Source organism: Microcoleus sp. BROC3 (assembly GCF_036702515.1).
Taxonomy (GTDB): domain Bacteria; phylum Cyanobacteriota; class Cyanobacteriia; order Cyanobacteriales; family Microcoleaceae; genus Microcoleus.
In genome coordinates this window covers 1-9926 of record NZ_JAUBTQ010000103.1, presented here as the reverse complement: position 1 = coordinate 9926, position 9926 = coordinate 1, and the positions used below count along the sequence as shown (strand labels likewise).

Sequence of the window (9926 nt, the reverse complement as noted above, 5' to 3'; positions counted from 1 at the left end):
AGGTAGGCGCAGGGGAATAGCAGGATGCCAGACCAGCCTACGAAGACGAAGCGATCGCGTTTGAGCCAGTCGTCGAGTACATCAAATATGCCTCTTTCGGTCTGGGCGCGTCCGACTGCGATTGTCATTTACGCAAATCTCCAAATGGATATAATTACAGCGGATCTTTCTCTAGTCATTAGTCTCCAACCGTTGCCTCTGCTTACCAGAAAACAAGTTGGATTATGAACAGAGTTTACTTTTCTTTACCGTATTGACGATTATAGAGGTAATTCTTTACAAGAGCAAGTTTTTCTTAAAAAACTTTCGGCTCTTGACTTGTCCGAAGTCCCCGAAGTCCCCGAAGCCCTCGAAGTCCCCGAAGTCCTTGCCCTGCATTTGGGAACTTCTACTATATAGGAGTCTCTGCGCTTTGCGTCAGAAGCCCCGTGGCTGGGTAGATGTATCGCCCTCAACCTCTGATTTTTCTAAGAAACTGGGTTTCCGTGGGTAAGTCCTATATATATACTGAGGATAGAGCTCCAAACTTAGGTTTTTAAGACTATATGTTCAGCATTGACATCATTGTGAAAAATACGCCCGTCTCGCTGTCGGTGCAGCGGAAGTTGGAGGAGGACGCTGAGACTGTTTACCAGCAGGTACTGGCGGCGATTCGCAACTCCCAACCGCAAATTTTGGAACTAACTTGCGAGAAAAATCCTGAGAAAAAGGTGGCTGTGCTCAGCAGCGAGATTTCTGGGGTGGTGGTTTCTCAGAAATCGGGGGCGTCATCTACAGGCAGATCCCCGGGTTTTGTCTCGATGTCGGCGGCAGAATGAGGGCTGGGGGTGTTGGTGCCGATATGAGCCAGTCAGCCGTTGCTGTGCGGGATTTGGGTTTTTGCTGGCCGTCGGGCGATCGAGTGTTGCAAGGTTGCTCTCTGGATGTACCCAAGGGCGAGTTTTGGATGCTTTTGGGCACTAACGGCAGCGGCAAGTCTACGCTGTTGAGGCTGATGGCTGGGCTGCTGCACCCCCAGTCGGGGGAAATTGACCTCGGCGGGCGGGTGGGTTTTGTGTTCCAAAACCCGGATCACCAATTGGTGATGCCGACGGTGGGTGCGGATGTGGCTTTTGGTTTGGTGGAGGAAAAGCTTTCTAACGTTCAGGTGCGGGAGAGGGTGGCGGAGGCTTTGGAGGCTGTGAATTTGCTGGATTTGCAGCGGCGGCCGATTTATGCTTTGAGTGGCGGTCAGAAGCAGCGAATTGCTCTTGCTGGGGCGATCGCCCGTCACTGCGAAATTCTGCTGTTGGACGAACCGACGGCTTTGTTAGATCCTGATTCTCAGTTGGATTTGGTGGCGGCGGTGCAGCGGTTGGTGAAAAATCGCGGAATTACGGCTTTGTGGGTGACTCACCGTTTGGATGAGTTGAATTACTGCGATGGGGCTTTTTTGTTGGAGAAGGGCCAAGTGGTCGATCGGGGAGATCCGGCGCGTTTGAAGCAGCGGTTGATGCAAAGCCAAGATGTTTAGCTGTTAAGCAATGCTTGAATTAAGTCATTCGGCGATTGAAATCGCTTCTACAAAAACGAAGTCTGCCTCCGCAGACGAAGAGAATGGCTGCACGCCAAATCAATCTCGCAATCCTCGATCGCGCAACAAAGCATCTGCCCAAGCTGCATCTGTTTCCGAGAGTAGCGGTACTGATTGCCGATTATAATCTATCTCCATATCGTAACCTGCAATATCATATATTCCATTGAACAGCATTTGCAAATCAACAACAGGCTCAGGATCTTCTGAACCCAAAGGCAACGGGAAAGAAGGAATTACATTCTGAATATTAAAAGCATATAAATCACCGCGAGGACGGCGGTTGCCGCGACACACCAAAATGCGATAGTGACTCTCAATGTTATTGCCAACAATTGGCATGGGTTCCCCATTTCGCAGTAAATCAATTTCAATTAAATGAGTGCGGGTACTTAGTATATGTTGGCGTTTTTCTTCATACATCTGCCGTCCTTTACCAGAACGCTTATTAGTGGGTGAAAGAAATTCAATAGCTGTTACCACTTCTCTGGTTTCCACCTGTTTAATTTCTAAATAAGCTTCTTTGACAATCTCAGGAACAGGAATTGTCACAGTCACTGGTTGTGTTGGGGGTGATAAAACAGCCACATTCGGCATTGAAGGATTGCTGGCGTTTGCCAAACGCTGTACCGTTATATCTGGAATACCAACACTTACAGAACTTTCCCCGCTGGTTTCATACATTCGCACTTCTACCGCGACTCGATATTTAGGCCGCAGTTGGGGAGATAAAAATCTGGCAATTTCACTAATCAGCAAGTTATGTATCCCAGGCCAAAAGTCGGGATGCTCTAAATACGGGTCCATACCAGGAAAGGGAGATGGCATTGATGTGACTCCTTGACTCAACTCTATTTATAGTTTAGCAATGTTGTTTTGGGAAAATTAGGGCCGATCGCACTTCCGGTAAAATAGAATAATTCCTATTGGTGGAAGGGCGATCGCACTTTTCAACAATTAAACTTCGATCGCCAATTGTGTTTGAATTGGAACGCTGTTTTCATCCAACACAGACACCGCATTTACGAACACAATTGTATGCGGGACTGCAGGCATTAAGCGGCGCAGCGCGTTCAAGTAAGATTCGGCATCGGGGCGGCGGGCGAAACGGGCGACTGTTAACCGCTGACAGTTGGGGAGGTGGCGAATTAGATGCCAAGGTTGAAGTCGATCGCGATATGTCGGTTGTTTTGGTATCATAGGAAAATCCTTCCCACTTTTGTGGGTGGTGAATGAAAGGCGATCGCTCTAGATTTCTCAGGTCAGGGGGCGATCGCTATTAACTGTATATTCATTAAATTACGACTACTCGTAATTGTCAAGGGCGGAATGGGACGAATTAGGCTGCGAGTTCGAGAATTTGCTCAAGAGAAGGGTTGGACTCTCAGGGAAGTCTCCAACAGAACAGGTGTTCCATACACCACAATCGCCACCTATGCTAATTCTCCAGGCATGGCAACTGTTGACTACACAGCTTTGGACAAGATGGCTCGTGCGTTCGATATTGCGATCGAAGATTTAGTTGAGATTTTGGAACAATAAACTGATTTGTCAGCGGGAAGATGGGGTTAATTCGGTTGCGAGTTCGAGAACTAGCTGAGGAAAAGGGTTGGACGCTGAAAGAAGTCTCTGACAGAACGGGAATTCCCTACAGCACGGTTAAAAAATACGCCCAAGCTCCCAAAATGGCAACGGTGGACTATACGGCTTTGCAGAAACTTGCTGCTGTCTTCGATTTGATGATCGAAGATTTGGTTGAGGTTTTGGAACATTGAACTAATTTGTCAGCGGGAAAATGGGTCTAATTCGATTGCGGGTTCGAGAACTAGCCGAAGAGAAGGCTTGGACATTAAAAGAAGTTTCTGAGCGATCGGGAATTCCTTACAGTACCGTTAGAAGTTATGCCCATTCTCCCAAGCTGGCAACTGTAGACTATACAGCTTTGAATAAGATGGCTCGTGTGTTTGATATTGCGATCGAAGATTTAGTGGAAATTTTGGAAGAATAGGCTGATTTCCTAAGAATGCAATTGGACGAATTAGGCTGAGAGTACGTTTTTGACAAGCAGACTTTACCTTTATTAAATTCAAATTATGAAAGTTCAATCTATCAAGTTAAAGTATTTTAAGAAATTCAGAGAGCGAGAATTAGATTTCACCGATCCAGAAACTGGACTGGCACGAGACCTTATAGTTTTAATAGGGATGAATGGGACTGGCAAAACAAGTATTTTACAGGCAATAGCAGCAACATTGGGAGAGGCAACAGGTCGATTGCAGAGGCTTTCTGAATTGGAATGGCCGGGATTTAATTATGAATTGCTAGGGAGTAACTGGGGAAAGTTTGAACCAGACGTTACTCTAAAAATGCAATTTTCGTCTCCAGAGATCCACGCGGTTCGGGAGTTCCACCAAAAATTGCAAAATATCGGTCGCAATTTACCAGTTCCTCCTGCTGATAAACATATTGTGTCCCTTAAATGGCAAGGTGAGCGCGTTCAGGCAAACACTTCAAGTGAATTGTTTCAATTTAAAGGACGGGAATATGCTAAGCAACTCCTTAGAGCTGAAGGCTTTCAGGTGTTTGAGCGAGTTGGGACAATTCTTTGGTACACAGAGCAGAGAACTTCTACCAGCCTAACTACTGAAAACCAGGATGAAAAAATTGAAATTACAGAAGATAATCTACGAGATCGCTTTTCAAAGTGGCGACAATTTCATCAGGATGTTGAAAGGGGAAGAATTAAGCAATTCCGACCCGGACAAAAGGACATATATGCTGAAATTGAGCAAGCTTATAAAGTTGTTTTCCCCGAACGTAGCTTTGATGGACCTGTTCCACGAGAAGGGATTGATGACATTCTGAGCGAACCCTGGTTTTATCTATATGATGGCAGAAACCAATATGAGATTTCTGAGATGTCTGGGGGCGAACGTGCTATATTTCCGATGATGATGGACTTTGCTAATTGGAATATTCATAATTCTGTGATCTTGATTGATGAAATTGAGTTGCACTTACATCCACCACTGCAACAAGCATTATTGAGAGCTTTGCCCAAGTTAGGGAAAAATAATCAATTCATTATTACAACTCACTCTGATTATATAGAGCAGCTAGTACCTGAAGCATACATTGTTCGTTTAGAGGAGTAACTATGAGTGTTGTTAGTAGTGGAAAAATACTTTTTTGTGAAGGAGCGCCCACCAGTTTAGACTATAAATTACTTAATACATTAGTTGATAGGATAACAGCTAATACCTGCACAATTGTTACTGTTGGGAGTAAGTTTACATTTTCAAAATTTGCCGAAGGATACTTTTCAGCGAGTAAAGCACTAGACCCGAAATACATTGTTTTTCTAGATCGGGATTTCGATGTTAAGCCAACTGATAACTGCCAGCTACTCCAAAGAGCAAATAAATCTGGCAATAAATCTATTTTTTTAAGTTATCGAACTTGTGTTGAAAATTATCTCTTAGATGCTAATTTAATTCACAATTATTGGGAAGAAAAGTACAATGAAAAGCAGGACAATCCAACTTCTACCTGGGGGCATAAAAATTCACCAGGAGTCGCTCGGATTTCAAAACTGATTGAAACTAGCGCCAGAAACTTGCAAGCTTACCAAGCGGTAAGATGGGCTTTGGGTGACTTGGTGAACCTGAGTGTAGCACGGGAACAACTCAAAACTACATGGACGAATAAAGGTAAACTACCTAAATCATTAATTTTGCAAGACTGCAAAATTAAAGCGTTAGAATTAGTCAATCAATTTAGACAGGCTGTTGAATTAGTTAGACCAGAAAAATTTGAAGATAACCTTGTTGTCTATGAACAACTATTTGCACGAGAAGAATTTTGGACACAGAAGCAATACTTAATTTGGTTTAATGGCAAGGATATTCAAAAGGAAATGCAGAGACAAGATTCTACATTTATTTCTCTAAGTTCATTTTTTGATTGGGCAATTCCTTACCTAGACATTAATCAGCATGACGACCTTATAGAACTAAAAACAAAAATCGAGGAGCTATAGTTTAATTAAGTATAGTCACTTACAATTTTAGATTTCCAATTTGAGACTTGCGATTTTCAAATCTAAAATTGGAAATCTAAAATTACCTTCGAGTGCCCTTTTCTCCTCCCTACTTCATCTCATATCCAAACAAATTAGGATCGACTTCTCCCAAATTCAAATCTGCCAAACCATACTCAGCCCACCGCCTTTCGACCATCGTCGCCACATCCGGATCGGACTCCAAAACTTCACCCCATTCGTGATCGCTTTCCGGCGGCATCTTCGTAGTAGCATCAATCCCCATCCTGCCTCCCAAACCTATCTTTTCACTGGCAAAATCTAACGTGTCAAAGGGCGTATTCGGCAGAATAAATACATCCCGAACAGGATCGACTTTAGAACTAATTGCCCACACTACTTGACGCGGGTCGCGAATGTTGATACTTTTATCGACAACAATCACAAACTTAGTGTAAGTAAACTGCGGTAATGCACTCCAAAATGCTAAAGCAGCCCTGCGCGCTTGACCGGGATATGCTTTATCAATGGAGATAATTGCCGCTTTATAACTCAGCGCTTCCATCGGTAAGAAGAAATCGACAATTTCCGATACTTGCTGCCGCAAAATAGGCGTATAAATACGGTTAAGCGCGATCGCCATCATTGCTTCTTCTTTCGGCGGCCGCCCGCTAAATGTGGTCAGATAAATCGGGTCTTTGCGGTGCGTCATGCAGTGGAACCGCACCAGCGGCGAATCTTCCACGCCGCCGTAATAACCCATGTGATCCCCAAAGGGCCCGTCGGGCAGAACTTCCCCCGGCGTAATCGTTCCTTCCAACACAATTTCCGAGTCCGCCGGTACTTCCAAATCTACCGTTTTGCACTTCGCCAACTGCACGCCGGAACCGCCGTAAAGTCCCGCAAATAACCATTCCGATAAATCTACAGGAATTGGCGTTGCTGCGGCGAGAATAATCAGGGGATCGACTCCGAGGGCGATCGCAACTTCCAACTTTTTACCAGCCTGCGCCGCTTTTCGCAAGTGTCGCGCGCCGCCCCGCACCGATAACCAGTGTACTGTCATCGTGTTTTTTGACTGCAACTGCAACCGATAAACCCCCACATTCGGCGTACCCGTTTCGCAATCTTTGGTAATTACCAAACCCAGGGTGATAATTTTGCCCGCATCTCCCGGATAAGGGCGAATCATGGGGATTTTGTTCAAATCCAGCCCTTCTCCCTCAAGTACCACTTGCTGACAAGCTGGGAAAAAGTCTCGGCCCGGTTTGGCTTTCACTACGTCGAACAGGACTTTGCCGAATTCTATGGCTTGGGAAATCTTTTTTGGGGGTTTTGGCTGTTGCAGCATTCCCAGTTTTTTGCCGAGCTCTTCTAGTTCGATCGGCTTTTCCATGTTCATCGCCCAGCAAACGCGCTGTTCCGTGCCCAACAGGTTGATTGCGACGGGGAAATCGGCCCCTTTGACGTTTTCAAACAGCAGTCCAGGGCCGCCTTTTTGCAGCATTTGGTTGGAAATTTCGGCAATTTCGAGGTCGGAATCGACTAAAGCGCTAATCCGGCGCAGTTGTCCCCGTTCTTCGAGTAGTTTTAGGAATCCCCGCAAGTCTCTTGCCATTTTTTTTAAGAATTGTTAACGTTCTTTTGTTATTATGAGCCGATCGACTGCCACAATTTACTCTTGAACCGCTGAAAGAATATCTATTTAACGAACCGCGAAGACGCAAAGGGCGCGAAGGAAGAGAAAGAAGAAGATAGGTAATGTCTTGTTCGGTTCGGGAGTAGGCTGCATAATGGGTTAATGAAATGTCCTCGATGCGAATCTGACCAAGTTCGTAAAAACGGCCGTCCCAACGGTCATCAGCGGTATCTTTGCAAAGCTTGCCGCAAACAATTTTTTGAGTCCGCCGGTCTGCCGTCTTTCAGTCGCAAATGCACCGAAACACGGTTAAGCGAAGCTATCCCGAAGGAAATCGCCCCTGCAACCACCACAAACTCCGGCGGGATTGCGATTTTGCTGTTAGATGCCGAAAATCTGAAACTTAAGGTTAATACAGAACAATTTTTAGCCAGTTTGTGCGACTATCCCCTGCAAGTTAAAATTGCTTTTGCTAACTGGAAAAACCCGAGTACGGGCAAGTTGGATGCTGAACTTTACGATCGCGGTTACGAACTGATTCACGTTCCGGGCGGTGCTAATAGTGCTGATGGTAAGATGATTGCTTTTGGCGCTGCTATTTTATATCGATATCGGGATGTCCAACAAGTGTTTGTCTGTTCTTCTGACGGTTTGTTAAATCATCTTTGCAATCAGTTGCAAAATCAGGGATTGACTGTGTTTCGGGTGCGACGGCAAAATGCTGTGTTGTCTGTAGAAAATCTTCTGAATGGTGATACTAACCACTATTCTTGTGAGAGAGAAATGGAAATCCCTAGTTTTGAAGAATTGGCTAATCAAGTTGCAGATTTGTTGAAGGCTGAACACAAATCTATTGATGAGCGAATCGCTCGTTTTTCTAGTGTGGTCGAGCTTTTTCAAGAGCGCCGGACTGTTGCTTTCCCTTCTACAATTTCCCATGCAGCAGCACTGTCGGAGTCAGCACAAAACGAAGTTACCCCGGTGCTTGAACCATCTTTGGCGACCGTTGCTGTTCCTCCAAATATTATTGCGGAGCAAAATTTGCCAGAAATAATACCTGCTGTCAATTCAAAGGCTATTGAGTCGCTGGATGTTTTAAAAAATATACTTGTAGAAATAATTGACTCTGCAAAAAATGAGTTGAAAGAGGATGCTATTCCTGTAACAAGAATTAAGAAATGTTTTTTTGCTAAATATCACTCTCATGCTGATTTAATTGTAAAAAGTTTTTTGGGTAAGACTTCTAGTTTAATCAAATTTTTGCAGTCGCAATCAGCTACTTTTAAAATAATATTAATCGGTACCGAACATCAAGTGGGACTCGTTCAAAAACCCTCGGATTCAAAAATTGAATTATCTGCCGCCCTCGAAGCATCCGTAGCAAAAATTGTACAGGCATTAACTGCTGAATCTCCCGGTAGTTACATTCCGATTCCCCAGGTAGCCGGCGAATTTAAAAAGCAATACGGTCAACCAATTACTAAAAAGCTGAAATCGCTGGATTTGGGCACCAAATTTCCAGATTTTTTGCAGTCCTGTAAAACATTTAAAGTTAAGAAAAAAGGTAAAATTTATGAAGTGGCGATCGGGAGCATCCCAGTTTTGCAATGAGTATAAATACTGAGATAATTGCCTTGCCAAGTTGATGGCATAATAGAAAGCAAATAAATTACCATAACCTAAGTGCATATGACCCCAGAAGAACAGCAGAAGATCAAAATAAATCTCCAAGCAATAGCAGAGGTCTTTTATAAGAATACCTCGCCAGACAATCTCAAAAGCTTTGAATCTATCGAACTGACTGTCCGAGAGTATTTAGTTGAGACAGTAGCACCAGAAATTAGCAGTTTTTTTTTAACTCAGCAGGGGGAAAGGGTGAGGGGAGAAAAAGAACCATAAAAAGTTGTGTAGGAGAAATAAAGCTATCAAGTAAGCAAGCCCAAAAGCTGGGAATAAAGAAGGGAAGTCGTTTGAGTCCTCAATTAGAAAGATGTTGTTTATTATTAGTGGCAAATGAATCATTTGCCAATGCTGAAAAAGACTTAAAAATGTTGACAGGAATTTATGTACCGCACAGTACACAACATCGGCTACTAGAGCGTTATAAATTCTCTTCACCGTCGAACGGCGAGCAAGTAGAAGCATTGAGTATAGACGGAGGAAATGTCATGCCCAGAACTCCATTAGGAAAAGAAAGAGTAGGTCGGAATTATAAAGCAGTTAAGATCCATAATCAAGTAGCAGCCGCCTTCTTCCAAAATAATCCAGATTTAGTGGAGTGGGTAAATAGCCAACTTTCAAATGAACCGATAACCTGTTTGGGAGATGGTCATGATGGGGTGTGGAATCTGTTTAATCAAATTGGGACTAATGAGCAAAGAAGAGAAGTATTAGATTGGTATCATTTGAGAGAAAATCTACATAAAATAGGGGGGTCACTCAAACGAATCAGAAGAGTCGAGAGCCAACTGTGGCAAGGGTCAACAGTAGAAGCTATAGCCGAACTTGTAGGAGTTAAAGGTAAAGAAAGTCAAAATTTCCAGAATTATCTCCGAAAACATCAGTCAAGAATCCCCAATTACCAGAATTATCTTGCATCAGGGTATTGATATTGGTTCGGGAGCTGTAGAGTCTTTAATTAAACAGATTGGAGCAAGAATTAAGATTGTAGGTGC

The 9926-nt window shown here is 43.9% G+C and carries 13 protein-coding genes and 1 pseudogene; 10 read left to right on the top strand and 4 right to left on the bottom strand.

Features of this window, described 5'->3' with window-relative positions; all coding sequences use genetic code 11:
• Nucleotides 1–128 (bottom strand): annotated as a pseudogene (locus QUB30_RS32080) (photosystem II D2 protein (photosystem q(a) protein)); the annotation flags it as partial.
• Between the two features lie 417 nt (nt 129–545).
• Here QUB30_RS32080 and QUB30_RS32075 point away from each other — a divergent pair.
• Entirely contained in the window at nt 546–818 is a 273-nt protein-coding gene (locus tag QUB30_RS32075) for a hypothetical protein (protein WP_333342133.1), read from the top strand.
• A 23-nt stretch (nt 819–841) separates the two neighbouring features.
• The gene (locus QUB30_RS32070) at nt 842–1513 is read left to right on the top strand and encodes an energy-coupling factor ABC transporter ATP-binding protein (protein WP_281363590.1); all 672 of its coding nucleotides are present in this window, start codon (nt 842–844) and stop codon (nt 1511–1513) included.
• A 99-nt stretch (nt 1514–1612) separates the two neighbouring features.
• Here QUB30_RS32070 and QUB30_RS32065 read toward each other — a convergent pair whose 3' ends face one another.
• On the bottom strand, nt 1613–2401 hold the full coding sequence (locus tag QUB30_RS32065) for a DUF4058 family protein (protein ID WP_333342131.1): 789 nt from the start codon (nt 2399–2401) through the stop codon (nt 1613–1615).
• A 129-nt stretch (nt 2402–2530) separates the two neighbouring features.
• Nucleotides 2531–2773 carry a hypothetical protein gene (locus QUB30_RS32060; RefSeq protein WP_333342129.1) on the bottom strand — a complete coding sequence of 81 codons (243 nt, stop codon included), beginning with the start codon at nt 2771–2773 and terminating at the stop codon, nt 2531–2533.
• Between the two features lie 129 nt (nt 2774–2902).
• Between QUB30_RS32060 and QUB30_RS32055 the strand changes: the two genes are divergently transcribed.
• The 5 genes from QUB30_RS32055 (at nt 2903) to QUB30_RS32035 (ending at nt 5612) form a co-directional block, all read left to right on the top strand.
• A complete protein-coding gene (locus tag QUB30_RS32055) occupies nt 2903–3115 on the top strand; it encodes a helix-turn-helix transcriptional regulator (protein ID WP_333125002.1) in 213 nt (70 codons plus the stop codon).
• Nucleotides 3116–3135: 20 nt separating this feature from the next.
• Entirely contained in the window at nt 3136–3348 is a 213-nt protein-coding gene (locus tag QUB30_RS32050; protein WP_333266144.1) for a helix-turn-helix transcriptional regulator, read from the top strand.
• A gap of 20 nt (nt 3349–3368) precedes the next feature.
• Nucleotides 3369–3581, top strand: coding sequence for a helix-turn-helix transcriptional regulator (locus QUB30_RS32045; RefSeq protein WP_333342126.1), 213 nt, complete (start codon nt 3369–3371; stop codon nt 3579–3581).
• An 85-nt stretch (nt 3582–3666) separates the two neighbouring features.
• Nucleotides 3667–4728, top strand: a complete 1062-nt coding sequence (locus QUB30_RS32040; protein WP_333217710.1) for an AAA family ATPase — start codon at nt 3667–3669, stop codon at nt 4726–4728.
• A gap of 2 nt (nt 4729–4730) precedes the next feature.
• Nucleotides 4731–5612, top strand: a complete 882-nt coding sequence (locus tag QUB30_RS32035; RefSeq protein WP_333342124.1) for a DUF4435 domain-containing protein — start codon at nt 4731–4733, stop codon at nt 5610–5612.
• A gap of 109 nt (nt 5613–5721) precedes the next feature.
• On the opposite strand, the gene QUB30_RS32030 is transcribed toward QUB30_RS32035, so the two are convergent.
• Nucleotides 5722–7230, bottom strand: coding sequence for a UbiD family decarboxylase (locus QUB30_RS32030; protein ID WP_333342122.1), 1509 nt, complete (start codon nt 7228–7230; stop codon nt 5722–5724).
• A gap of 183 nt (nt 7231–7413) precedes the next feature.
• On the opposite strand from QUB30_RS32030, the gene QUB30_RS32020 reads away from it, so the two are divergent.
• From QUB30_RS32020 to QUB30_RS32010, 3 genes are all read left to right on the top strand, one after another.
• Nucleotides 7414–8862 (top strand): IS1/IS1595 family N-terminal zinc-binding domain-containing protein, encoded by a 1449-nt coding sequence (locus QUB30_RS32020; RefSeq protein ID WP_445300575.1) that lies wholly within the window; start codon nt 7414–7416, stop codon nt 8860–8862.
• A gap of 78 nt (nt 8863–8940) precedes the next feature.
• Nucleotides 8941–9150, top strand: a complete 210-nt coding sequence (locus tag QUB30_RS32015) for a hypothetical protein (RefSeq protein ID WP_333233510.1) — start codon at nt 8941–8943, stop codon at nt 9148–9150.
• Between the two features lie 71 nt (nt 9151–9221).
• Complete coding sequence (locus tag QUB30_RS32010) at nt 9222–9860, top strand: hypothetical protein (protein WP_333342120.1); 639 nt, start codon at nt 9222–9224, stop codon at nt 9858–9860.
• Nucleotides 9861–9926: the final 66 nt, after the last annotated feature.

Bases quoted from the DNA above. Each gene is read 5' to 3' on its own strand.
- QUB30_RS32075 (WP_333342133.1), top strand. From the start codon at position 546: ATGTTCAGCATTGACATCATTGTGAAAAATACGCCCGTCTCGCTGTCG.
- QUB30_RS32070 (WP_281363590.1), top strand. From the start codon at position 842: ATGAGCCAGTCAGCCGTTGCTGTGCGGGATTTGGGTTTTTGCTGGCCG.
- QUB30_RS32065 (WP_333342131.1), bottom strand. From the start codon at position 2,401: ATGCCATCTCCCTTTCCTGGTATGGACCCGTATTTAGAGCATCCCGAC.
- QUB30_RS32060 (WP_333342129.1), bottom strand. From the start codon at position 2,773: ATGATACCAAAACAACCGACATATCGCGATCGACTTCAACCTTGGCAT.
- QUB30_RS32055 (WP_333125002.1), top strand. From the start codon at position 2,903: ATGGGACGAATTAGGCTGCGAGTTCGAGAATTTGCTCAAGAGAAGGGT.
- QUB30_RS32050 (WP_333266144.1), top strand. From the start codon at position 3,136: ATGGGGTTAATTCGGTTGCGAGTTCGAGAACTAGCTGAGGAAAAGGGT.
- QUB30_RS32045 (WP_333342126.1), top strand. From the start codon at position 3,369: ATGGGTCTAATTCGATTGCGGGTTCGAGAACTAGCCGAAGAGAAGGCT.
- QUB30_RS32040 (WP_333217710.1), top strand. From the start codon at position 3,667: ATGAAAGTTCAATCTATCAAGTTAAAGTATTTTAAGAAATTCAGAGAG.
- QUB30_RS32035 (WP_333342124.1), top strand. From the start codon at position 4,731: ATGAGTGTTGTTAGTAGTGGAAAAATACTTTTTTGTGAAGGAGCGCCC.
- QUB30_RS32030 (WP_333342122.1), bottom strand. From the start codon at position 7,230: ATGGCAAGAGACTTGCGGGGATTCCTAAAACTACTCGAAGAACGGGGA.
- QUB30_RS32020 (WP_445300575.1), top strand. From the start codon at position 7,414: ATGAAATGTCCTCGATGCGAATCTGACCAAGTTCGTAAAAACGGCCGT.
- QUB30_RS32015 (WP_333233510.1), top strand. From the start codon at position 8,941: ATGACCCCAGAAGAACAGCAGAAGATCAAAATAAATCTCCAAGCAATA.